The sequence below is a fragment of the Streptomyces pristinaespiralis genome (assembly GCF_001278075.1).
Taxonomy (GTDB): Bacteria; Actinomycetota; Actinomycetes; order Streptomycetales; family Streptomycetaceae; genus Streptomyces; species Streptomyces pristinaespiralis.
In genome coordinates this window covers 5,397,201-5,418,807 of sequence record NZ_CP011340.1, presented here as the reverse complement: position 1 = coordinate 5,418,807, position 21,607 = coordinate 5,397,201, and the positions used below count along the sequence as shown (strand labels likewise).

General features: G+C 69.9%; 22 protein-coding genes, 1 tRNA gene and 1 riboswitch. Of the genes, 9 read left to right on the top strand and 14 right to left on the bottom strand.

Annotation, left to right across the window (positions count from 1 at the left end; all coding sequences use genetic code 11):
* Positions 1–49: 49 nt before the first annotated feature.
* The gene (locus SPRI_RS23095) at positions 50–1,468 is read right to left on the bottom strand and encodes a DUF445 domain-containing protein (protein ID WP_037774558.1); all 1,419 of its coding nucleotides are present in this window, start codon (positions 1,466–1,468) and stop codon (positions 50–52) included.
* A 112-nt stretch (positions 1,469–1,580) separates the two neighbouring features.
* On the opposite strand from SPRI_RS23095, the gene SPRI_RS23090 reads away from it, so the two are divergent.
* Positions 1,581–2,825, top strand: coding sequence for an SGNH/GDSL hydrolase family protein (locus tag SPRI_RS23090; RefSeq protein ID WP_037774557.1), 1,245 nt, complete (start codon positions 1,581–1,583; stop codon positions 2,823–2,825).
* Between the two features lie 178 nt (positions 2,826–3,003).
* Here the strand turns inward: SPRI_RS23090 and SPRI_RS23085 are convergent, their stop codons facing one another.
* From SPRI_RS23085 to SPRI_RS23070, 4 genes are read right to left on the bottom strand one after another with little or no spacing between them, the layout of a single operon-like run.
* A complete protein-coding gene (locus tag SPRI_RS23085; RefSeq protein ID WP_053557253.1) occupies positions 3,004–3,699 on the bottom strand; it encodes a DUF1707 SHOCT-like domain-containing protein in 696 nt (231 codons plus the stop codon).
* Positions 3,700–3,712: 13 nt separating this feature from the next.
* Positions 3,713–4,681, bottom strand: a complete 969-nt coding sequence (locus SPRI_RS23080) for an ABC transporter ATP-binding protein (protein ID WP_005317047.1) — start codon at positions 4,679–4,681, stop codon at positions 3,713–3,715.
* A gap of 7 nt (positions 4,682–4,688) precedes the next feature.
* Positions 4,689–5,492, bottom strand: coding sequence for an ABC transporter permease (locus SPRI_RS23075; RefSeq protein ID WP_397941560.1), 804 nt, complete (start codon positions 5,490–5,492; stop codon positions 4,689–4,691).
* On the bottom strand, positions 5,485–6,285 hold the full coding sequence (locus SPRI_RS23070; RefSeq protein WP_037776746.1) for an ABC transporter permease: 801 nt from the start codon (positions 6,283–6,285) through the stop codon (positions 5,485–5,487). The genes SPRI_RS23075 and SPRI_RS23070 overlap by 8 nt, the downstream gene beginning before the upstream one ends.
* 141 nt (positions 6,286–6,426) lie before the next feature.
* Between SPRI_RS23070 and SPRI_RS23065 the strand changes: the two genes are divergently transcribed.
* The gene (locus tag SPRI_RS23065) at positions 6,427–9,063 is read left to right on the top strand and encodes a transglycosylase domain-containing protein (RefSeq protein WP_005317042.1); all 2,637 of its coding nucleotides are present in this window, start codon (positions 6,427–6,429) and stop codon (positions 9,061–9,063) included.
* A gap of 55 nt (positions 9,064–9,118) precedes the next feature.
* Here the strand turns inward: SPRI_RS23065 and SPRI_RS23060 are convergent, their stop codons facing one another.
* The 3 genes from SPRI_RS23060 to SPRI_RS23050 form a co-directional block, all read right to left on the bottom strand.
* Positions 9,119–9,439 (bottom strand): DMT family transporter, encoded by a 321-nt coding sequence (locus SPRI_RS23060; RefSeq protein WP_005317040.1) that lies wholly within the window; start codon positions 9,437–9,439, stop codon positions 9,119–9,121.
* 42 nt (positions 9,440–9,481) lie between these two features.
* A riboswitch (guanidine-III (ykkC-III) riboswitch) is annotated at positions 9,482–9,541 on the bottom strand.
* A gap of 89 nt (positions 9,542–9,630) precedes the next feature.
* Positions 9,631–9,987: a GroES family chaperonin gene (locus SPRI_RS23055; protein ID WP_005317038.1), complete on the bottom strand. Its 357-nt coding sequence runs from the start codon at positions 9,985–9,987 to the stop codon at positions 9,631–9,633.
* A gap of 43 nt (positions 9,988–10,030) precedes the next feature.
* Positions 10,031–10,351, bottom strand: coding sequence for a DUF3618 domain-containing protein (locus SPRI_RS23050; RefSeq protein ID WP_005317036.1), 321 nt, complete (start codon positions 10,349–10,351; stop codon positions 10,031–10,033).
* A gap of 126 nt (positions 10,352–10,477) precedes the next feature.
* On the opposite strand from SPRI_RS23050, the gene bcp reads away from it, so the two are divergent.
* The 5 genes from bcp to SPRI_RS23025 all read left to right on the top strand — a co-directional run bounded on the left by bcp (position 10,478) and on the right by SPRI_RS23025 (position 14,176).
* Positions 10,478–10,945 carry a thioredoxin-dependent thiol peroxidase gene (gene bcp / locus SPRI_RS23045; RefSeq protein ID WP_005317034.1) on the top strand — a complete coding sequence of 156 codons (468 nt, stop codon included), beginning with the start codon at positions 10,478–10,480 and terminating at the stop codon, positions 10,943–10,945.
* Between the two features lie 148 nt (positions 10,946–11,093).
* A complete protein-coding gene (gene proP, locus SPRI_RS23040) occupies positions 11,094–12,590 on the top strand; it encodes a glycine betaine/L-proline transporter ProP (RefSeq protein WP_005317033.1) in 1,497 nt (498 codons plus the stop codon).
* 126 nt (positions 12,591–12,716) lie between these two features.
* Positions 12,717–13,388, top strand: a complete 672-nt coding sequence (locus SPRI_RS23035) for an HNH endonuclease signature motif containing protein (RefSeq protein WP_005317032.1) — start codon at positions 12,717–12,719, stop codon at positions 13,386–13,388.
* 8 nt (positions 13,389–13,396) lie between these two features.
* Complete coding sequence (locus SPRI_RS37350) at positions 13,397–14,077, top strand: HNH endonuclease (RefSeq protein ID WP_005317030.1); 681 nt, start codon at positions 13,397–13,399, stop codon at positions 14,075–14,077.
* Positions 14,078–14,092: 15 nt separating this feature from the next.
* A tRNA-Leu gene (locus SPRI_RS23025) sits at positions 14,093–14,176 on the top strand.
* 52 nt (positions 14,177–14,228) lie between these two features.
* Here the strand turns inward: SPRI_RS23025 and rdgB are convergent.
* The 4 genes from rdgB to SPRI_RS23005 all read right to left on the bottom strand — a co-directional run bounded on the left by rdgB (position 14,229) and on the right by SPRI_RS23005 (position 16,517).
* Entirely contained in the window at positions 14,229–14,831 is a 603-nt protein-coding gene (rdgB, locus tag SPRI_RS23020; RefSeq protein ID WP_005317029.1) for an RdgB/HAM1 family non-canonical purine NTP pyrophosphatase, read from the bottom strand.
* Between the two features lie 16 nt (positions 14,832–14,847).
* Positions 14,848–15,234, bottom strand: a complete 387-nt coding sequence (locus SPRI_RS23015; protein ID WP_037774548.1) for a hypothetical protein — start codon at positions 15,232–15,234, stop codon at positions 14,848–14,850.
* A gap of 177 nt (positions 15,235–15,411) precedes the next feature.
* Entirely contained in the window at positions 15,412–16,146 is a 735-nt protein-coding gene (rph, locus tag SPRI_RS23010; protein ID WP_005317026.1) for a ribonuclease PH, read from the bottom strand.
* 83 nt (positions 16,147–16,229) lie between these two features.
* Positions 16,230–16,517: a glucose PTS transporter subunit EIIB gene (locus SPRI_RS23005; RefSeq protein WP_078535335.1), complete on the bottom strand. Its 288-nt coding sequence runs from the start codon at positions 16,515–16,517 to the stop codon at positions 16,230–16,232.
* 183 nt (positions 16,518–16,700) lie between these two features.
* On the opposite strand from SPRI_RS23005, the gene SPRI_RS23000 reads away from it, so the two are divergent.
* On the top strand, positions 16,701–17,960 hold the full coding sequence (locus SPRI_RS23000; RefSeq protein WP_053557252.1) for a PTS transporter subunit EIIC: 1,260 nt from the start codon (positions 16,701–16,703) through the stop codon (positions 17,958–17,960).
* A gap of 251 nt (positions 17,961–18,211) precedes the next feature.
* On the top strand, positions 18,212–19,486 hold the full coding sequence (locus SPRI_RS22995; RefSeq protein WP_053557251.1) for a PTS transporter subunit EIIC: 1,275 nt from the start codon (positions 18,212–18,214) through the stop codon (positions 19,484–19,486).
* Between the two features lie 183 nt (positions 19,487–19,669).
* Here SPRI_RS22995 and SPRI_RS22990 read toward each other — a convergent pair whose 3' ends face one another.
* Positions 19,670–20,422 (bottom strand): MBL fold metallo-hydrolase, encoded by a 753-nt coding sequence (locus tag SPRI_RS22990; RefSeq protein WP_005317015.1) that lies wholly within the window; start codon positions 20,420–20,422, stop codon positions 19,670–19,672.
* Positions 20,423–20,656: 234 nt separating this feature from the next.
* Entirely contained in the window at positions 20,657–21,607 is a 951-nt protein-coding gene (locus SPRI_RS22985; protein ID WP_005317013.1) for a PLP-dependent cysteine synthase family protein, read from the bottom strand.

The following is a 21,607-nucleotide window of genomic DNA, read 5'->3' as shown; positions in this document are numbered from 1 at the left end:
TGTACCTCCCCAAGAGGCGTTGGGCGCGTGACTGTCGGGCAGGGACCGGTCACGCGCCCAGCGCGTGCGCCACGGTGTAGATGACCAGGCCCGCCAGTGCGCCGACCACCGTGCCGTTGATCCGGATGAACTGCAGGTCGCGGCCGATGTGCGCCTCGATCTTCCGGGAGGTGTGCTCCGCGTCCCAGCTGGCGACGGTCTCGGAGATGAGCGACGTGATCTCGCCGCGGTAGGTGGTCACCACGTACACCGCGGCGTCCTCCACCCAGCCGTCCACCTTCGCCTGGAGCCGGCTGTCCGTCGCCAGCCGCGAGCCCAGGGACAGCAGCGACGCGCGGGCCCGCAGGCGCAGCTCGCTGCGGTCGTCCTCGGCCGCCGAGATGATCATCGCGCGTACGGAGGACCAGACCGACGCGATCACGTCCTGCACCTCCGAGCGCGCCAGCAGCTCGGACTTCATGCGCTCGACGCGCGCGCGGGTGTCCGTGTCCGACTGGAGGTCGGCGGCGAAGTCCCCGAGGAAGCGGTCGATCGCCCCGCGCGCGGGATGGCCGGGCATGTCGCGCATCTCGGTGACGAAACGCAGCAGCTCCTTGTAGACACGCTCGCCGATCTTCTTGTCCACGAAGCGCGGGGTCCAGCCGGGGGCGCCGCCCTCGACCGCGTCCATCACCGAGTCGGAGTGGTAGACCAGCCAGTCGTGGGCGCGGGTGCAGATCAGGTCGACGGCACGGTGGTGGGCGCCGTCGGCGACGACCTTCTGGAGGGTCTTCCCTATGCCGGGCGCGATCTCGACGGCTTCCGCGCGGCGGGTGATCGCCTCGCCGACGACCGCCTGCACGTCGGAGTCGCGCAGCACGGTCAGCGCGCCGCGCAGCGCGGTGGACAGTTCGGCGGTGACCCGGTCGGCGTGGGCGGGCTGGGCGAGCCAGGCGCCGAGTCTGCTGCCGATGCCGACGGCACGCAGCCGGACGCGCACGACGTCGGCGGAGAGGAAGTTCTCGCCGACGAACGAGCCGAGCGACGCGCCGAGCTGGTCCTTCTTGTTCGGGATGATCGCGGTGTGCGGGATCGGGATGCCGAGGGGATGGCGGAAGAGGGCCGTGACGGCGAACCAGTCGGCGAGCGCGCCGACCATGCCGGCCTCCGCTGCGGCCGCGACGTAGCCGGCCCAGCCGCCGAGGCCCGCGTTCTTCGCCCAGGTGGCGAGGACGAAGACGAGTGCGACGCCCAGCAGCAGACCGGTCGCGGTCATCTTCATCCGCCGCACGCCGCGCCGCTTCTCCTCGTCGGCCTCGGTGTACGCGAAGGCGGGCAGCGCCGTCGACGCCGCGACCCCGCCCTCCGGCCGGCCGGGCCGCCCGGCGCCACCGTCCGGACCACCGCCGGGCGTGCCGCCGCCTCCGACGGCTCCGCCCCGCACGGCCCGGTCGGGGCCGCCCGGCTCATCCGGTTCTGTACGTTCCATCCGCTCCACCCGTCCGCGCTGCTTCCGCACGCAATGTCCCTACCACTCGTCCCTACATCAGGTACTCCCGGGCGGCACATCGAGTTCCCGGGCCATGCCGGATGATGTGTTCATGAACAAGCGTCAGGGGTATGTGAACCTCGCTGCCCTTATGGCCACGATCGCCCTTATGTGCGGCGGTATCTACCTCGGAGTCGGCACCGTCAAGAAGGGGCCCGAGGTCCGTACGCCCCCGTCCGCGACACCGGTGTGGATCGGCACCTGGTCGGCGAGCCCCGTCTCCGCCGCACCGGCCACCTCCGCCGTCGGCGGGCCCAGCGGCCGCGCGGGCCGTTCCGTACGGAACGTCGTGCACACCAGCATCGGCGGAACCGCCGCCCGCGTCACCTTCTCCAACCTCTACGGCACACAGCCGCTGCTGATCACCGGCGCCTCCCTCGCGGTGCGCGCCGGCGACGGGCCCGCCGCCGTGGCCGGCACCCTGCGCCGGATCACCTTCGGCGGGGCACACGAGGCGACCGTCGGCCCGGGCGGGCAGATCGTCAGCGATCCCGTCGTGCTGCGGATCCCTTACGACGGCGACCTGCTGATCTCCGTCCACACCCCGGCGCCCGGCGGCCCGGTCACCACCCACCCGCACGCCGTCCAGACGTCCTACCTGGCGGACGGCGACCTCGCGCAGGACGAGAGCGGCGACGCGTTCACGACGCGGATCCGCTCCTGGCACCACATCACCGCCGTCGACGTCCTCACCGCCCAGGCGCGCGGCGCGATCGTCGCCGTCGGCGACTCGATCACCGACGGGGTCTCCGCGACCCGTGACCACGACAACCGCTGGCCCGACGTGCTCGCCGACCGGCTCGGCGGCCGCTACGGCGTCCTCAACCAGGGCATCAGCGGCAACCGGCTCCTCGAGTACGGGCGCGGCCCCAGCACCCTGGAACGCTTCGACCGCGACGTGCTGGCCCGGTCCGGCGCCCGTACCGTGATCGTCGCCATCGGCATCAACGACGTCCTGCGCGCACCCCACGCTCCCACGGCCCTCGACGTGACGGCGGGGCTGACCGAGCTGGCCGACCGCGCGCACGCCCGCGGATGGCGCGTGATCGGCTCCACGCTGGCGCCCTGCGGCGGCCACCCCCGCTGCACGGCCGCGGCGGACGCGGAGCGTCTGAAGATCAACACGGCGATCCGTACGGGCGGCATCTTCGACGCGGTCGTCGACTTCGACCGGGCGCTGCGCGATCCGTACGCGCCGCGCAGGCTGAGGCCGGTGTACGACTCGGGGGACCACCTGCACCCGAGCGACGCGGGGTACACGCGGATGGGGCACGCCGTGGATCCGGCGAAGCTCTGACAGGACCGGGCTGCCCGCCGCCCGCGGCGGGCTTGAGGCTGATCCCGCGGAGCGACATCCAGCCCCCTGGGGACGACTCCAGCCCCGTCGGCGATCGAGGCGCGGGGGCCGGGGGTGGTGCCCGGTTACACGAAGGGGCGGGTCGGGGACAACGCCCCGCGCGGCGGCTGCGCCCCCGTCATGCCCCGCCGCCCAGTTCCTTCCGCCCGTCGTCGCCCTTGCCGAGCTTCCGCTCACGCTCCCGCTCCGCCTTCAGGCGCTGCTTCTCCGCCCTCGTGAGCTTGCGTTCCACGCCCACGCCACCCATCAGCGCCAGCCCTCTGATGATCACGCGGGGTGCGCCCGGGTCCGGGTCCGCCTCCACGCTGCCGTGTTCGTCGAAGCCGCCCATCAGGCCGATGCCTCTGACCTCCACGTTCAGGCCGGGCGGGACGACGACCTGCACGCCGCCCATGATCGCGATGCAGTCGATCACGGTCTCGCGGTCCTCGAAACGGGCCTCGCGCAGGTCCAGCTCGCCGCCGCCCATCAGCGTGAACGCCGTGAACCTCCGGCCGACCGTCCAGGTGCCCCGGCGCGAGAAACCGCCCCAGAAGGAGAACGCGCCGCTCGAGGTCGCGGGGCCGCCGACCCGGCCCGCCCAGGAGGCGCGCGCCGGTGTCACGGCGGACGCCGCGCCGGACGTGCCCGGTGCCGGCAGGTCACGTACCAGCGGTTCCAAGTCGCCGTGCGTACGCGCACGGTAGGCCGCGTCCAGGCGCTGGTCGAACTCCTCCATGTCGAGGCGGCCCTCGGCCACGGCGTCCCGCAACCGCTCGGCGACCCGCTCCCGCTCGGCATCGGAGGCACGCATCTCAGGGAGTTCGCTCGTCATACCGCCAGACTAGTCAAGCAAGCGGTCCGGCAGAACGTTCCGCGTACATCTTCGCGATCACCGCTTCGATGTCCGGCTCCCGCACCGACAGGTCCACCAGCGGGTACCGTTCGGCCAGCGCCGCCACCAGGGGCGCCGCGGAGACGGAGGCCGGGAAGGCCAGCCACTGGCGCGGTCCCTCCACCTTCAGCGTCCGCGCCGACTCGATCTCGATCGGCGGCAGCTCCCGCTCCAGGTCCACGACCAGGGTGCGCTCGCTCTCGCCCACCTCGTGCAGCCCGGCCAGGGGCCCGTCGTACATGAGCCGCCCGTGGTCGATGACCATCACCCGCTTGCACAACTGCTCGATGTCGGTCAGATCGTGCGTGGTGAGCAGGACCGTCGTGCCGCGTTCCGCGTTCAGGTCGCGCAGGAACTCCCGCACCTTGGCCTTGGAGATCACGTCGAGGCCGATGGTCGGCTCGTCCAGGTACAGCACCTCCGGGTCGTGCAGCAGTGCCGCGGCGATGTCGCCGCGCATCCGCTGCCCCAGCGACAGCTGACGCACCGGCACGTCCAACAGCTCGGCCAGGTCCAGCAGTTCGACGCAGCGGTCCAGGTTCTGCCGGAAGGTGGCGTCGGGGATGCGGTACATGCGGTGCATCAGGCGGTACGAGTCGCGCAGCGGCAGGTCCCACCACAGCGTGGTGCGCTGGCCGAACACCACCCCGATCCGCTGGGCCAGCCGGGTCCGCTCCCGCGACGGGTCGATGCCGGCGACACGGAGCCGGCCGCCGCTGGGCGTGAGGATGCCGGTGAGCATCTTGATCGTGGTGGACTTGCCGGCACCGTTCGGGCCGATGTAGCCGACCATCTCGCCGCGCGGGACGGTGAAGCTGATCCCGTCCACCGCCCGTACCTGATACTTCTCCCGGCGCAGCCGCCCGACCTTGCGGCGTACGTCGAAGACCTTCTCGACACCGTCCAGTTCGATGAAATCCACTGTGTCCTCAGCTTCCGGTACTGCGGTACGAACGGAGTCCGACCCGCCAGGCCAGTCCGGCGAGCCCGAGGCAGCCCGCGGCGACGACGGGCGGCAGCAGGGCGAACCAGCCGGGCAGGCCGAGCGGGTCCTCGCGGCCCAGTACGTACAGCGACGGCATCCAGTTGACGAAGGCCAGCGGCACGACGAACGTCACTCCGCGCACCAGGTCCTTCGCGAAGATCGACGGCGGGTACTGCAGCAGCGTGTTCCCGCCGTACGTGAAGGAGCTCTGCACCTCGGCCGCGTCCTGCGCGAAGAACTGGAACGCGCCGCCCGCCACGAACACGGACGCGAAGATCGCCCCGCCGCACAGCAGCATCATCGGCACCATGGCCGCCTTGGCCGCCGTCCACTCGACGTCGAGCGTCCACAGCGCGTACGCGAGGACCATCAGCCCCTGCGTCACCCGGCCGAGCCGGCGCAGCGCGAACCGGTCGGCGGCGACCTGGGCGAGGACCGCCACGGGCCGCACCAGCAGGGTGTCCAGGGTGCCGTCGCGCACCCGCCGCCCGAGCCGGTCCATCGAGCCCATCACGAGGTCGGCGAGGCCGAAGGCGGTGCTGGTGGTCCCGTAGAGGAACGCGATCTCGGGCAGCGAATAGCCGCCCAGCGCGTCGACGTGCGAGAACATGAGCAGGATCGCGACGAAGTCGAACGCGGTCGCCGCGAAGTTCCCGAGCGTCGTCATCGCGAACGACGCGCGGTAGGCCATCGTCGAGCGCACCCACATCGCCACGATCAGCCCGTACGCCCTGAGCGCGTCAGCCACCCTGGACCACCACCCTGCGGGTCGCCACACTCTGCAGCATCCGTCCGGCCGCGAGGAGCGCGAGCGCCCAGCCGCCCTGGAAGGCGTACACCTGGAGCAGGCCCCAGCCGGTGTGCTTGCCGAGGAACACATCCGCGGGCACCTGGAGCAGCGACGACCAGGGCAGTGCCCGTGCGACTTCGCCCAGCAGGCCCGGGAAGAGGCTCAGGGGCAGCAGCATCCCCGAGAAGAAGAGTCCCGCCAGCCAGCACATCTGCATCACCCCGGCGCCGTCCATCAGCCAGAACGCCGACAGCGACACCAGGAACCGCACCGCGAAGCTCACCACCACACCGAGCGCCACGGACAGGAGGAACGCCGCCCAGATCCACGGCGACGCGGGCAGTGCCAGGTCGAACGCCAGGGCGCCGAGCACCATCGGCACGATGCCCCGCCCGAGCAGATGGAAGGCGGCCCGGCCCAGGTCTCCGGCGAGCCACCAGAGTTGGAGGTCGGCGGGGCGGTAGAGGTCGATGGCGATGTCGCCGGTACGGATCCGCTCGATCAGCTCGTCCTCGAAACCGCCGCCCATCATGGCGCAGGCCATCAGCAGCGCCTGACCCAGCCACACATAGGTGAGCGCTTCCGATTGGTCGTACCCGCCGAGCTGCGGACGCTCGTCCCACAGGGCGATATAGGTGTACGCCAGGATGAAGCCGAAGACGGTGTTGGTGAACACCCCTGCCGCTGTCGCCACCCGATACGTCGCATAGCGCCGGAACCCGCCCGCTGCGACGACCGCGTAAAGCCTCACGGCCACTCCCCTCCACGCGTCCGTCCGGGCACCAAAGCGCACGAGCCTAGCCCGGCGCGACTGGCCATCGCGAGGGGATTTACGACGCCGGAAGCGCCCGGATACGGGGGTTATCGATCCAAAAAGTGCAGTATGTGTGCCATGAGCGACGAGCCGCAGCAGCAGGGCTGGACACCCCGGGACGCGACGGCAGCCGGCCCGCCCGACCCGGACAAGCGGCCCCGCAGGAAGACCGGCGCCGACGACACGGCCCGGGCCGCCGGGGAGGACGAGGCGCCCGAGGCGGAGGAGGTCCCCGAGGCGGAGGAGGCACCCGCCGCGGACGAGACACGCGCCAACGACGAATCACCCGCGGACGACGAGGCCGCCGAGGCGGACGACGAGTCACCCGCCGCGGAAGACACCACCCCCGCGGGCGAGGAGCCCGACGGCGACGAGGAAGCCGACGAGCCGGCCCCCTCCACGCACAAGGCACACGCCGGCGCCACAACCGCCGCCGTGAAGACCGGCAAGAAGAAGGGCCGCGCGTCCCGCCCCAAGCGCACCGGCTGGCGGCGTGCCGTCCCCACCTGGCGCGTCACCCTCGGCGCCCTGCTGTTCGCCTCACTGCTCGTCATCGGCGGCCTCGTCACCGGCTACCTGCTCGTCGACATCCCGCCCGCCAACGCCGCGGCCACCGCCCAGACCAACGTCTACCTCTACGAGGACGGCACCCACATCGCCCGCGACGGCGACGTCAACCGCGAGAACGTCTCCCTCGAGAAGATCCCCCTGCCCGTCCGGCGCGCCGTACTCGCCGCCGAGGACCGCGACTTCTACAGCGCGCCCGCCATCGACCCGATGGCCATGGTGCGCGCCGCCTGGAACACCGTCACCGGCAAGGGCAAACAGTCCGGCTCCACCATCACCCAGCAGTACGTCAAGAACTACTACCTCGGCCAGGAACAGACCGTCACCCGCAAGGTGAAGGAGTTCTTCATCGCGATCAAACTCGGCCGCAACCAGAGCAAGAGCGAGATCCTCGAGGGCTACCTCAACACCAGCTACTTCGGCCGCAACGCCTACGGCATCCAGGCCGCCGCCCACGCCTACTACGGCAAGGACGTCCAGGACCTCGACGTCGCACAGGGCGCCTACCTCGCCTCCCTCCTCAACGCGCCCAACGCCTACGACGTCGCGACCTACCCGGAGAACAAGCAGGCGGCGCTCGCCCGCTGGAAGTACGTACTCGGCGGCATGGTGAAGGAGAAGTGGCTCAGCTCCGAGGACCGGGCGGCCCTCACCTTCCCGATGCCGGAGCGGGCCAGGCCCGTCAGTGGACTCTCCGGCCAGGGCGGCTACATCGTCCAGGCCGTCAAGGAGTACCTCGCGGCACGCGGCATCCTCGACGAGAAGACCCTGGCCACCGGCGGCCACCGGATCACCACCACACTCCAGCGCGGCAAGCAGGAGGCACTCTCCGCCGCCGTCGACGAGCAGGTGACCTCGGAACTCGACAGCGAACGCGAGGCCGACCGCAACGTCCGCGTCGGCGGCGTCTCCGTAGAGCCGTCCACCGGCAAGGTCGTCGCCATGTACGGCGGCATCGACTACACCAAACAGTTCGTCAACAACGCCACCCGCCGCGACTACCAGGTCGGCTCGACCTTCAAACCGTTCGTCATCGCCGCCGCCGTGGAGCACCGCTCCACCACCCAGGACGGCCACCCCATCAACCCCAACACCGTCTACGTCGGCGACAGCAAACGCCCCGTCCAGGGCTGGACCGGCGCCCGCTACGCCCCCGAGAACGAGGACGACGTCTCCTACGGCCCCATCCCCGTCCGCCGGGCCGCCGACGAATCCGTCAACGCCGTCTTCGCGCAGATGGCGGTCGACGTCGGACCCTCCCGCGTCATGGACACCGCCATCGCCCTCGGCCTCCCGAAGACCACCCCGGACCTCAGCCCCTCCCCCTCCATCGCCCTCGGCCCCGCCACCGCCAGCGTCCTCGACATGGCGGGCGCGTACGCCACCCTCGCGAACCACGGCGAACACACCGACCACACACTCGTCGAGAGCATCACCAAGAACGGCACCGAGGTCCCGCTCCCCGAACCGGAGACCGAACAGGCCGTCAGCCGCGAGGCCGCCGACACCACCACCGCCGTCCTGCGTGGCGTCGTCGACGGCGGCACCGGCTCCGCCGCCCAGTCGGCCGGCCGCCCCGCCGCCGGCAAGACCGGCACCGCGGAGGAGGACAGGGCCGCCTGGTTCGCCGGCTACACCCCTGAACTGGCCACCGTCGTCGCCGTCATGGGCCAGAACCCGAAGACCGGCGCGCAGACGCCGCTCTACGGGGCGCTGGGCATGTCACGCATCAACGGCGGTGGCGCCCCCGCGGAGATCTGGGGCCAGTACACGGCCGCCGCCCTCGAGGGCACCCCCGTCCAGGGCTTCGACCTGCGTCTCGCGCCGGGTTCGAACGAGCCGCCGCCGGGACAGCGGGACCCCGAGCACCCGGAGTCCGGCAACCCCGAGGACCCCTACCGGCCCCGCGACCCCGGCGAACAGGCCGGCAGCGGCCGCGACGGAACCGGCGGGACGGGCCGCCGTCCCGGCACCGTCGAAGGACCCGGCACCGGCCCCCAAGGACCGTCCAGGCAGACCCCCCGCACACCGAACGGAGCAGGCAGCCCCGCAGCACCCGCCCCACCGGCCGCACCCGCCGCACCGGCCACCCCCGCCCCGGCGGCACCCGCGATCGGCTCCACCGACCCGGCCGCCCGGCCGCACTGAACCGCACCGGCCCGGCGGACCGACGACCGCGGGGCACTCGGCGGCCCGCAGCCGCTCAGTGCCCCGAGGTCGCCTTCAGACCGACCACCGCGACCAGCAGCAGACACACGAAGAAGATCCGGGCGGCGGTCACCGGCTCGTCGAGCACCACCATGCCGACCACGGCCGCACCGGCCGCGCCGATCCCGACCCACACCCCGTAGGCCGTACCGATCGGCAGGGACTTCGCCGCATACGACAGCAGCAACATGCTCGCGACGATCCCCGCACCGGTGAACACACTCGGCCACAGCCTGGTGAAACCCTCGGTGAACTTCATCCCTATCGACCAGCCCACCTCGAGCAGACCGGCGACGACAAGCAGGACCCAGGCCATGACGGCACCTCCGAGACGCGGAACAACGCGGACGAACAACGGGGTGCGTCGTCTTTTCCTACCCGGTACGGCGCGTCTCGTCGGGGTCGTTCCAACGTAGCAAAGGACGCCACCAGGGCACACGAAAGGGCCGGTGACCTCCGCCACCGGCCCTGACCGCAGTCCCGTACCGCAGCACGCGCCGCAGGTCGCTACAGATACAGCCCCGTCGAATCCTCGGAACCCTGGAAACGGTCGGCCGCCACCGCGTGCAGATCCCGCTCCCGCATCAGCGCGTACGCGACACCGCGCACCTCGACCTCCGCCCGGTCCTCCGGGTCGTACAGCACCCGGTCCCCGGGCTCCACCGTCCGCACGCTCTGCCCCACCGCGACCACCTCGGCCCAGGACAGACGCCGGCCCACCGCCGCGGTGGCCGGAATGACGATGCCGCCGGTGGAACGCCGCTCACCCTCCGGGATGTCGGTCCTCACCAGCACACGGTCGTGCAGCATCCGGATGGGCAGCTTGTCGTGCTGGGGGCTGTGCTCATGGCTCTTGGCGCTCACGCCACGAACCTACCTGCCACGGACGCCACCGCGGGCCCCAGGGTCACGAACGGCGCCTGCGCGCCGACACGGCGAGCAGACCCACCAGACCGACCGCCACCAGCGCCACCGGCACCAGCCGCTCCAGCCTGGGCGAACCGTCGTCGGACACGAACTTCGCCTTCACGTCCGAGACGGACCGGTTCACCGCGACGAAAGCACGCCCCGCCGTCCGGTCCACCGTCGAGGCGACCTTGGCCTTCGCGTCACCGATGACCGTCTTCGGGTGCACACGCACACCGATCTCGTCGAGCGTCTCGGCGAGCCGCTCGCGCCTGCGGACGATGTCCGCCTCGATCTGCGCAGGGGTCCTGGCATCCGACACCGCGCTGCCTCCGTCGTCGTGTCCGGTAATCCTTCGTCGACAGTCTGTCAGCTCACCCGCCACCGCACCCGACGGCACCCCCATTACGCTCGACGCCGTACGCCCCGAAGCACACCGAGGAGAACCATGAGCGAGCGACTCCAGCCCGGCGACACCGCCCCCGCCTTCACCCTTCCCGACGCCGACGGCAACGAGGTCTCGCTCGCGGACCACAAGGGCCGCAAGGTGATCGTGTACTTCTACCCCGCCGCGCTCACTCCAGGCTGCACCAAGCAGGCCTGCGACTTCACCGACAACCTCGAGCTGCTCGCCGGCGCCGGTTACGACGTCATCGGCGTGTCCCCGGACACGCCCGAGAAGCTGGCCAAGTTCCGCGAGAAGGAGGACCTCAAGGTCACGCTCGTCGGTGACCCCTCCAAGGAGGTCCTTGAGGCATACGGCGCATTCGGCGAGAAGAAGCTCTACGGCAAGACGGTGACCGGCGTCATCCGCTCCACGGTCGTCGTCGACGAGGAGGGCAAGGTCGAGCGCGCCCTGTACAACGTCAAGGCCACCGGCCATGTCGCGAAGATCATCAAGGACCTCGGCATCTGAGCCGCACCCCTTTCCACCTTTCCGACCCCCTTCCCTACCGTTCGCATTCTTTGTGACCGAAGTCCCATTCGCGTGGGACTTCGGTTGCGGTCGGCGCGAGGGAGCAGACGATGCTCTTGGAAGAGGAGTCAAGGAAAGGAACCAGGTCATGGCGGAAAACGGCCAGGAACCAGCGGCCGATCCCGCAGCGATCAAACGCCACCCCGTACTCTTCCGCACGATCAAGCAGCGGAGGAACCCGAAACTGCGGCGGACCGACATCACGGTCACCGACGAAGCCGCGGTCAGGCGAGCGGTGAAAGCCGCCTCGCTCGGCAACGCCATGGAGTGGTTCGACTTCGGGATCTACAGCTACCTGGCCGTCACCATCGGCCATGTCTTCTTCCCCTCCGAGAACGACACGGTCCAGCTGCTCTCCTCCTTCGCGACCTTCGCCGTCGCCTTCCTCGTTCGCCCGCTCGGCGGCATGGTCTTCGGCCCTCTCGGTGACAAGATCGGCCGCAAGAAGGTGCTCGCCGCGACGATGATCCTCATGGCGATCGGCACGGGCGCCATCGGCCTGATCCCCTCGTACGCCAGCATCGGATTCTGGGCGCCCGCCCTGCTGATCCTCTTCCGCCTCGTGCAGGGCTTCTCCACCGGCGGCGAATACGGCGGCGCGTCCACCTTCATCGCCGAGTACGCCCCCGACAAGCGACGCGGCTTCTTCGGCAGCTTCCTCGAACTCGGCACGCTCGCCGGCTACGTCGGCGCGGCCGGCCTGGTCACCCTCCTCACGGCACTGCTCGGCAGCGACGCCATGGAGGCCTGGGGCTGGCGGCTGCCCTTCCTCGTCGCCGCGCCACTGGGCCTGATCGGTGTCTACCTGCGGCTGAAGCTCGACGAGACCCCTGCCTTCCAGAAGCTCGAAGCGGAGTCCGCGCACGCCCCGGAAGCCGCCGACGCCGTCGAGACGACGGCCAAGGGCGACCTCGCCGACATCTTCCGCACGTACTGGCCGACGCTGATCCTGTGCATCGCCCTCGTCGGCGCGTACAACATCACCGACTACATGCTGCTGTCGTACATGCCGACGTACCTGTCCGACGAGCTCGGCTACAGCGAGACGCACGGCCTGCTCATCCTGATCGGCGTCATGGTCTTCCTGATGGCGATCATCAACCAGGTGGGCCGCCTGAACGACCGCTACGGCCGCAAGCCCCTGCTGATGACCGGCATGCTCGGCTTCCTCCTCCTGTCGGCCCCGGCCTTCCTGCTGATCGGCCAGGGCAGCGTCCTCGCGATGACGGCCGGCATGCTGATGCTCGGCCTGTCCCTGGTCTGCCTGCTGGGCACGATGTCCGCGGCCCTCCCGGCGCTCTTCCCGACGCACGTCCGGTACGGCTCCCTGTCGGTCGGCTACAACCTCTCCGCCTCCCTCTTCGGCGGCACCACGCCGCTCGTCGTCACGGCGCTCATCAGCGCGACCGACAACAACCTGATGCCGGCGTACTACGCGATGGCGGCGGCGCTGGTCGGTGTGATCGCGGTGGCGTGCATGAAGGAGACGGCCCAGAAGCCGCTGGACGGCTCCCCGCCGTCGGTGTCCTCGAAGGAGGAGGCCGCCGAAATGGTCCTGGCCGCGGCCCCGGAGCCGAAGTTCTGACCTCCCACCGAACGGCCCGTCCCGCCGACCAGCGGGACGGGCGGTCCGCTTTTCGGCCGTGACCGCCCGATAGTCGGTTCGTTACTCCGTACGGGCCGCGAACGCGCGGCCGGGACGGAGGGGACGATGCCGGCGAGTCCGTACACCCGGGAGCGACTGACCGGGGCGGCGAGATCGTCACGGACACTGAGCGAGGCGCTGGAGAAGCTGGGGGTGGACCCGAAGAACAAGGCACGCCGGGCGTACCTACGGGGCCGACTCCGCCGCCTCGGGGTCTCGACATCGCACTTCGAGCGCGAAGGGCATCGATGGAGCCGCGAGCTCCTCGACGCCGCTGTCAAGGAGTCGACCAACATGTGCCAGGTGCTTCGCGCCCTCGGCCTTGACGTTCTGGGAGGTCAGCACACCCACATCAGTCGCCGCATCCGCGCATTGGGCATCGACACGTCGCACTTCGAGTCACGGGCACGCACGGAGCGCATGCGAACCAACAGCCGCCGCCGGTCCGCTGCCGAAATTCTGGTCAGGAAGCCTACGGACGAGACGAAGCGCACGTCGAACCAGTTGCTCAAGCGCGCGCTCGCGGAGTCGGGGGTGGCCCGGTCGTGTGCACTGTGCGGCCTCGACGGAGCCTGGCAGGGCTGTCCGCTGCCCCTCGAGGTGGACCACATCGATGGGGACTGGCGGAACAACCGGCTGGACAATCTTCGTCTGCTCTGCCCGAACTGTCACTCGTCCACCGACACATACAGGGGGCGAAAACGCAGGCCGCACAGGGCCGACAGGCAGCCACGATGACCTCTCGAATGGCCTATACCCGCGAGCTGTTGAGCGAGGCGGCACTGCGGTGCAGCAACATCGACGAAGTCATCGCCTTCCTCGGCACGTCACCGTACGCGAAGCTCGACCGATACCTCATGAAGCGCTTCGCCCACTTCGCCATCGATATCTCGCACTTCTCGACGCGGAGACGTCAATCACGCCCTGCCACCGCTGAGTTGCGACACGCGGTCAGCTCCTCCATATCCTTCGCAGAGGCACTACGTCTTCTGGGCCGACGGGACAACGGTGGCCAGCGTGCCCTGCTGCGCCGTTGGGTCGCAGAGGAGGGCATCTCCACTGATCATTTCCTGGGACAGGCTCATCAACGGGGGAAGCCCGGCCCGACCGCCCGCCTCCATGCCGACGAGATCCTGGTCAAGCGCGAACAGAGCGGCCGGACCCGAACGGGCATTCTGCGGCGCGCACTCCTGGACATCGGAGTTCCAGAACGGTGCGCCCGCTGTGGCACAGGGCCGGTCTGGCGTGGCAAGCCGATGACACTCGAGGTCGATCACATCAACGGCGTCCCCGGGGACGACAGACGGGAGAACCTCCGACTGCTGTGCCCCAACTGTCATGCGATCACCGGCACCTGGTGCCGGGGTGGAGCTCGACGCCCGACTCTTCACGGGCCACCTTCACAAGCCGCGGACCCGTCCCGGTAGCATGACGGGCAGCTAGCGGCGGTGGTGCAATGGCGACACAGCAGACTTAGGATCTGTGGCCCCTGACGGGGCTTGAGGGTTCGAATCCCTTCCGCCGCACCGCGAATGGCCTGCGAATCGAAGCATCGATTCGCAGGCCGTTCTCTTGGGCTCAGCCCAGCAGTTCCTTCACCACCGGCACCAGCGCCCGGAACGCCTTCCCCCGGTGGCTGATCGCGTTCTTCTCCTCCGGGGTCAGTTCCGCGCAGGTGCGGCTCTCGCCCTCCGGCTGGAGGATCGGGTCGTAGCCGAAGCCGTTCGTGCCGTGAGGGGAGCGGCGCAGGGTGCCCCGGAGGCGGCCTTCCACGACGCGTTCCGTGCCGTCGGGGAGGGCGAGGGCGGCCGCGCACGCGAAGTGGGCGGCGCGGTGGGGGGTGTCGATGTCGAGGAGCTGCGCGAGGAGCAGTTCGAGGTTCGCCTGATCGTCGCCGTGGCGGCCGGACCATCGTGCGGAGAAGATGCCGGGCGCGCCGCCGAGGACGTCGACGCAGAGGCCGGAGTCGTCGGCGACGGCGGGCAGGCCGGTGGCCTTGGCGAGGGCGTGCGCCTTGAGGAGGGCGTTCTCGGCGAAGGTGACGCCGGTCTCCTTGACGTCCGGGATCTCCGGGTAGGCGTCCGCGCCGACGAGTTCGTGGGTGACGCCCGCGTCGGCGAGGATGGCCCTGAGTTCGGTGATCTTTCCGGCGTTGCGTGTGGCGAGGATCAGTCGGGTCATGTCCCGATTATCGGGGTCACCCGGGGGTGCAGACCTTGCCGATCTCGGTGGCCGCGTCGGTGACGGGGGTGATGTCGGGGGTGGCGTCGCCGTTCTCGATGGACTTGCGGACGTTGTCGACGCCGGTGCCGAGGTCGTCGACGGCCTTGGTGAGGTCGGCGTTGTCGGTCTTGTCGCCGAGGTTCTTGAGTTCGCGGTCGATGTCGTCGAGCGCCTCGCGGGCCTTGGTCGGGTCCTCCGTGGCGCTGGAGACGGCCTCTTGGAGTTTGCTGACGCTGGTGGCGATGGCGTCGGCCGTCTCGACGCAGTCGAGTGCCTTGTCGAGGGCGCTGCAGCCTACGGCTGCGGGCACGATGAGGGCAGCGGCGGCGATGGTGAGTGCGATGCGGCGGCGCGCAGACATTCGGACGGTCCTCCCCGGATACGGACGGGCGCACGGTTCGGCCCGTGCGCCCGTATCGACTACGACGCCCCGTGGGGGCTTCTTGGTTGCTTCTTTACCTTGCGGCTTCTGCCTGGCGGTGGCTGCCGGCCCGGTACACCCGCGGCGGCGGCTGTCCACGGCGGTCGCCGCCGGCGGTTACGGGGTGCTCTGTCCGAGCGCCTCGGCCTGGAGGGCGGCGAGGTCGGCGCAGCCTCCGGTGGCGAGGTCGAGGAGTGCGTTGAGTTCCTTGCGGTCGAAGGGCTCGGCCTCCGCGGTGCCCTGGACCTCGACGAAGCGGCCGTCGCCGGTGCAGACGACGTTCATGTCGGTCTCGGCGCGGACGTCCTCCTCGTAGCAGAGGTCGAGGAGGGGGGTGCCGTCGACGATGCCGACGCTGACGGCGGCGACGGTGCCGGTGAGGGGCTTGCGGCCGGGCTTGACGATCTTTTTGGCCTGGGCCCAGGCGATGGCGTCGGCGAGGGCCACGTAGGCACCGGTGATGGCGGCGGTGCGGGTGCCGCCGTCGGCCTGGAGGACGTCGCAGTCGAGGACGACGGTGTTCTCGCCGAGGGCCTTGTAGTCGATGACGGCTCGCAGGGAGCGGCCGATGAGGCGGCTGATCTCGTGGGTGCGGCCGCCGATCTTGCCGCGTACGGACTCGCGGTCGCCGCGGGTGTTGGTGGAGCGGGGCAGCATCGAGTACTCGGAGGTGACCCAGCCTTCGCCGCTGCCCTTGCGCCAGCGGGGGACGCCTTCGGTGAAGGAGGCGGTGCAGAAGACCTTGGTGTCTCCGAAGGAGATGAGGACGGAGCCCTCGGCGTGCTTGCTCCATCCGCGTTCGATGGTGACGGGGCGGAGCTGTTCGGGGGTGCGGCCGTCGATTCGAGACATGGCGCCGAGCCTATCGGCAGATGGGTGAGGGGCCTGTTCGCGGTGTCGCGATCAGGCCCCTCGTGCGTCGGTGTCCGCTCAGGTCACATCATGTCTTCGATGTCGGCGGCGATCGGGTCGGCGTCGGTGCCGATGACGACCTGGACGGCGGTGCCCATCTTGACGACGCCGTGGGCGCCGGCGGCCTTGAGGGCGGCTTCGTCGACAAGGCTGGGGTCCGCGACCTCGGTGCGGAGGCGGGTGATGCAGCCCTCGATCTCCTCGATGTTGTCGATGCCGCCGAGCCCGGCGACGATCTTCTCAGCCTTGCTGGCCATGTCTTTCTCCCTGCGTTCGGAGCGTTGAGCGCCCGGCCCACCGCCTCGGCCCACCGTAGGTCCGGGTTGTCACGGTAACGCACGGTTGGCCCATCTTCACGGGCGAGTAACCGTCTTGTATCGAAAGATGACGATCACCGGTGCCCTGTCTCGCGACCGGGCCCCAGGACCGTATCGCGACTGGTCTACACCAGTCTGCAACAGCTGCCAAACCAGGCCTGTTCCGGGAGGACGCCGATGAGCACCGAGAGCGCGGCCGCGCCGCGGCGGAAATGGTGGAACGGCCTGTTCCAGGGGCTTCAGAAGATCGGCCGCAGCCTGCAGCTCCCGGTCGCCGTGCTGCCCGCGGCGGGTCTGCTGGTCAGCCTCGGCAATCTCTTCGGCGCCTCGCTGGACGGCCCGTTCTGGGAGCGGACCTCCGAGGTCCTGATCAAGGGCGGGGGCGGCATCCTCGACGGCAGTCTGGGTCTGCCCCTGCTGTTCTGCATCGGCGTCGCGATCGGGTTCGCGAAGAAGGCCGACGGTTCCACCGCACTCGCGGCGGTGGCGGGCTTCCTCGTCTACTACAACGTCCTCAAGGCCTTCCCCGTCGACGGCACGGTGACGGAGGCGATGCCGGACGGCACCCCGCAGAACCCGGGGGTGCTCGGCGGCATCCTGATCGGTCTGCTGACGGCCGTGGTCTGGCAGCGGTACCACCGCACGCGGCTGGTGGACTGGCTGGGCTTCTTCAACGGGCGCCGGCTCGTCCCGATCATGATGGCGTTCATCTGCTGCGTGCTGGGCGTGCTGTTCGGCCTGCTGTGGGACCCGGTCGGCGACGCGCTGACGGCCTTCTCGAAGCGGCTGATCGACCTCGGCGCCTGGGGCGCGGGCATCTTCGGAGTCGCGAACCGGCTGCTCATCCCGATCGGCATGCACCAGTTCCTGAACACGTTCTTCTGGTTCCAGGCGGGCGAGTACCGGAGCGAGGACGGCACGGTGGTCCAGGGTGACCTGACCCGCTTCTTCGCCGGGGACCCGGATGCGGGGCTGTTCATGTCGGGCTTCTTCCCGATCATGATGTTCGGCCTTCCGGCGGCCGCCCTGGCGATCACCCACTGCGCGCGCCCGGAGCACCGCAAGCGCGTGGCCGGTCTGATGTTCTCGGTCGGCCTGACTTCGTTCGTGACGGGTGTGACGGAGCCGATCGAGTTCTCCTTCATGTTCGTGGCGCCGCTGCTCTACGGTCTGCACGCGCTGCTGACCGGGGCGTCGATGGCGATCACCTGGGCGCTGGGGGTGCACGCGGGCTTCAGCTTCTCCGCGGGCCTGATCGACTACGTCGTCAACTGGCACCTGGACACAAAGCCGTGGCTGATCCTGCCGATCGGCGCCGGGTTCGCGGTGGTCTACTACGTGGTCTTCCGGCTGGTGATCACTTTGTTCAACATTCCTACACCTGGGCGTGAGCCGGAGGAGATCCAGGAGGAAATGGACCGCGAGGCGACCAAGTAGGGGCCGCCGACCAGGCAGGAAGGCCTTCGGGGCTCGGGCCCCGGGGGCCTTTTCGTGCGCATTGACCGGATCGTTATCGGGTCCGGAAAATTCGCAGGTTCCTTATCTAACCCTCACCGTGCTACAACAGGTCTACACCACTCAATGGTGTAGACCATGCGGTCCAGACCACGGGCCCGCATTCCCCGTTGAGACGCCGCCCTCCCCCGAAGTCACGACCTCTGGCGGCGCCTTGCCCACTGGAGGAAGTTATGACTACGGCTACCGCCGCTACGGCGCCGCCCGCCAAGAAGCGGGGTGCGGGCCTGTTCCAGGGCCTGCAGAAGGTGGGACGCAGCCTGCAGCTGCCGATCGCGGTACTGCCCGCGGCCGGCATCCTGCTGCGCCTCGGCCAGCCGGACGTGTTCGGCAAGGACGGTCTCGGCTGGGACAAGGTCGCCTCCGTGTTCGCCACCGCCGGTGACGCCGTCTTCGCCAACCTGCCGCTGCTCTTCTGCATAGGCGTGGCGATCGGCTTCGCCAAGAAGTCCGACGGTTCGACTGCCCTCGCCGCCCTGGTCGGCTTCCTGGTCTACAACAACGTCCTCAAGGCCTTCCCGGTCACCGAGGCCGTCGTGAACACGACCGAGAACAACGGTGTCGACGTCGCCGCGACGTACAACAACCCGGGTGTTCTCGGTGGCATCGTGATGGGCCTGCTCGCGGCGCTGCTGTGGCAGCGGTACCACCGCACCAAGCTGGTCGACTGGCTCGGCTTCTTCAACGGCCGCCGGCTCGTGCCGATCATCATGGCCTTCGTCGGCGTGATCGTGGGTGTCTTCTTCGGCCTCGTGTGGGAGCCGATCGGCGAGGTCATCTCCAACTTCGGCGAGTGGATGACCGGGCTCGGGGCCGCGGGCGCGGGCCTCTTCGGCCTCATCAACCGCGCGTTGATCCCCATCGGCATGCACCAGTTCGTCAACACGGTGGCGTGGTTCCAGATCGGCGACTTCACCAACGCCGCCGGCGAGATCGTCCACGGCGACCTGAACCGCTTCTTCGCGGGCGACCCGGAGGCCGGCCTGTTCATGACCGGCTTCTTCCCGATCATGATGTTCGGCCTCCCGGCCGCCGCCCTCGCCATCGCGCACTCCGCACGGCCCGAGCGCCGCAAGGCGGTCACCGGCATGATGGTCTCCCTCGCGCTGACCTCCTTCGTGACCGGTGTCACCGAGCCGATCGAGTTCTCGTTCATGTTCATCGCGCCGCTGCTGTACGCGATCCACGCGGTCCTCACGGCCGTGTCGATGGCCGTCACCTGGGCGCTCGGTGTGCACGCCGGCTTCACCTTCTCGGCCGGCCTGATCGACCTGGGGCTGGGCTGGAGCAAGGCGTCGAGCCCATGGATGATCATCCCCATCGGCCTGGTCTTCGGAGCGGTCTACTACGTGGTCTTCCGCTTCGCCATCACCAAGTTCAACCTCCCGACGCCGGGCCGGGAGTCCGACGAGGAGCTCGCCGAGATGGAGAAGGCCGAGGCGAAGTAGGTCTCGCGTCACCACGGCGAAAGCCCCTGTCCTCCGCCGGGAGGACAGGGGCTTTCGCCGTTGCGGGTGGACGCCGGTGGGGCCGGAAGCGCCGGTGGATCCAGATGCGCCGTGGGGCCGTGGAGCCGGTGGGACATGGAGCCGGCCGAGCCGGTGCCCGGTGGAGCCGGTGCCCGGTGGCCCTCAGATCTCGTAGACCGCGCCGGGCCGTGCGACGTCCGTCGGACCGTCGTACACGGCGCGGGCGTCGCGCAGCGTCTGCCCGGGGTCCGTCCACGGCGGGATGTGGGTCAGGACCAGCCGGCCCGCGTTCGCGCGCCGGGCGTAGGCCCCGGCCTCACGGCCGTTGAGGTGGAGGTCCGGGATGTCCTCCTTGCCGTGCGTGAAGGACGCCTCGCAGAGGAAGAGGTCCGCACCCGCGGCGAGGTCGTCGAGCGCGTCGCACACACCGGTGTCGCCCGAGTACGTCAGGGTCCTGCCGCCGTGCTCCAGCCGGATGCCGTACGCCTCGACGGGATGCGCCAGCTTCTCCGTGAAGACGGAGAAGGGGCCGATCTCGAAGTGCCCCGGCTTCAGGGTGTGGAAGTCGAACACCTCGCTCATGGAGGAGGCGGAGGGCGTGTCGGCGTAGGCCGTGGTCAGACGCTGCTCGGTGCCCTCGGGGCCGTGGACCGGGATGGGTGCGCAGCGGCCGCCGTCGTGGCGGTAGTAGCGGGCCACGAAGTACCCGCACATGTCGATGCAGTGGTCCGCGTGGAGGTGGCTGAGGAAGATGGCGTCGAGATCGTAGAGACCACAGTGGCGCTGCAACTCTCCGAGGGCGCCGTTGCCCATGTCGAGGAGCAGCCGGAAGCCGTCGGCCTCTACGAGGTAGCTCGAGCAGGCCGATTCCGCGGACGGGAACGACCCGGAGCAGCCGACGACGGTGAGCTTCATGGAGCTGGAACCTCCGTTGACGGGGAGGGCTGGGGGAAGGTCGTGCGGTGCGTCGAGCGTAAGGCGCGAAACGGCCGGTCGCTCCTCAGCCGCCCCGTGTTGTGGGTAACGTCACCCCCCGTCCCGGGTCGGGAACGAGGGGTGACATCGCCTGGTTCGTATGAAGTTGTGACCGCTCACGGTCTTCGGGTGTTCAGCCCTCCGTGCCCCTGGCCGACCTCTGCCGGGCCGTGGTCACGCCCAGAGCTGGCCCTGCAGCGTCTCGATCGCCGCTTCGGTCGTCTCCGCGGTGTAGACGCCCGTCGAAAGGTACTTCCATCCGCCGTCGGCGACCACGAACACGATGTCCGCGGACTCCCCCGCCTTGACGGCCTTCTTCCCGACGCCGATCGCCGCGTGCAGGGCGGCGCCCGTGGAGACGCCCGCGAAGATGCCCTCCTGCTGGAGCAGTTCGCGGGTGCGGGTGACCGCGTCCGCGGAGCCGACCGAGAAGCGGGTGGTCAGCACGGAGGCGTCGTACAGCTCGGGGACGAAGCCCTCGTCGAGGTTGCGCAGGCCGTAGACGAGGTCGTCGTAGCGCGGTTCCGCGGCGACGATCTTCACGTCGGGCTTGTTCTCGCGCAGGAAGCGTCCGACGCCCATGAGGGTTCCGGTGGTGCCGAGGCCGGCCACGAAGTGGGTGACGGACGGCAGGTCGGCGAGGATCTCCGGGCCGGTGGTGGCGTAGTGGGCGCCCGCGTTGTCCGGGTTTCCGTACTGGTAGAGCATCACCCACGACGGGTTCTGCCCGGCGAGCTCCTTGGCGACGCGTACGGCGGTGTTGGAGCCGCCGGCGGCGGGGGACGGGACGATCTCGGCCCCCCACATCTTCAGCAGGTCACGCCGTTCCTGGGAGGTGTTCTCCGGCATGACGCAGACGATGCTGTAGCCCTTGAGCCTGGCCGCCATCGCCAGGGAGATGCCGGTGTTGCCGCTGGTGGGCTCGAGGATGGTGCAGCCGGGGGTGAGACGGCCGTCCTTCTCCGCCTGCTCGATCATGTGGAGCGCGGGGCGGTCCTTGATCGAGCCGGTGGGGTTGCGGTCCTCGAGCTTGGCCCAGATCCGGACGTCGTCGGAGGGCGACAGCCGCGGGAGCCGGACCAGCGGCGTGTTGCCCACGGCCGCGAGCGGGGAGTCGTATCGCAT

Bases quoted from the DNA above. Each gene is read 5' to 3' on its own strand.
- SPRI_RS23095 (WP_037774558.1), bottom strand. From the start codon at position 1,468: ATGGAACGTACAGAACCGGATGAGCCGGGCGGCCCCGACCGGGCCGTG.
- SPRI_RS23090 (WP_037774557.1), top strand. From the start codon at position 1,581: ATGAACAAGCGTCAGGGGTATGTGAACCTCGCTGCCCTTATGGCCACG.
- SPRI_RS23085 (WP_053557253.1), bottom strand. From the start codon at position 3,699: ATGACGAGCGAACTCCCTGAGATGCGTGCCTCCGATGCCGAGCGGGAG.
- SPRI_RS23065 (WP_005317042.1), top strand. From the start codon at position 6,427: ATGAGCGACGAGCCGCAGCAGCAGGGCTGGACACCCCGGGACGCGACG.
- SPRI_RS23060 (WP_005317040.1), bottom strand. From the start codon at position 9,439: ATGGCCTGGGTCCTGCTTGTCGTCGCCGGTCTGCTCGAGGTGGGCTGG.
- bcp (WP_005317034.1), top strand. From the start codon at position 10,478: ATGAGCGAGCGACTCCAGCCCGGCGACACCGCCCCCGCCTTCACCCTT.
- proP (WP_005317033.1), top strand. From the start codon at position 11,094: ATGGCGGAAAACGGCCAGGAACCAGCGGCCGATCCCGCAGCGATCAAA.
- SPRI_RS23035 (WP_005317032.1), top strand. From the start codon at position 12,717: ATGCCGGCGAGTCCGTACACCCGGGAGCGACTGACCGGGGCGGCGAGA.
- SPRI_RS37350 (WP_005317030.1), top strand. From the start codon at position 13,397: ATGGCCTATACCCGCGAGCTGTTGAGCGAGGCGGCACTGCGGTGCAGC.
- rdgB (WP_005317029.1), bottom strand. From the start codon at position 14,831: ATGACCCGACTGATCCTCGCCACACGCAACGCCGGAAAGATCACCGAA.
- SPRI_RS23015 (WP_037774548.1), bottom strand. From the start codon at position 15,234: ATGTCTGCGCGCCGCCGCATCGCACTCACCATCGCCGCCGCTGCCCTC.
- rph (WP_005317026.1), bottom strand. From the start codon at position 16,146: ATGTCTCGAATCGACGGCCGCACCCCCGAACAGCTCCGCCCCGTCACC.
- SPRI_RS23000 (WP_053557252.1), top strand. From the start codon at position 16,701: ATGAGCACCGAGAGCGCGGCCGCGCCGCGGCGGAAATGGTGGAACGGC.
- SPRI_RS22995 (WP_053557251.1), top strand. From the start codon at position 18,212: ATGACTACGGCTACCGCCGCTACGGCGCCGCCCGCCAAGAAGCGGGGT.
- SPRI_RS22990 (WP_005317015.1), bottom strand. From the start codon at position 20,422: ATGAAGCTCACCGTCGTCGGCTGCTCCGGGTCGTTCCCGTCCGCGGAA.
- SPRI_RS22985 (WP_005317013.1), bottom strand. From the start codon at position 21,607: ATGCGATACGACTCCCCGCTCGCGGCCGTGGGCAACACGCCGCTGGTC.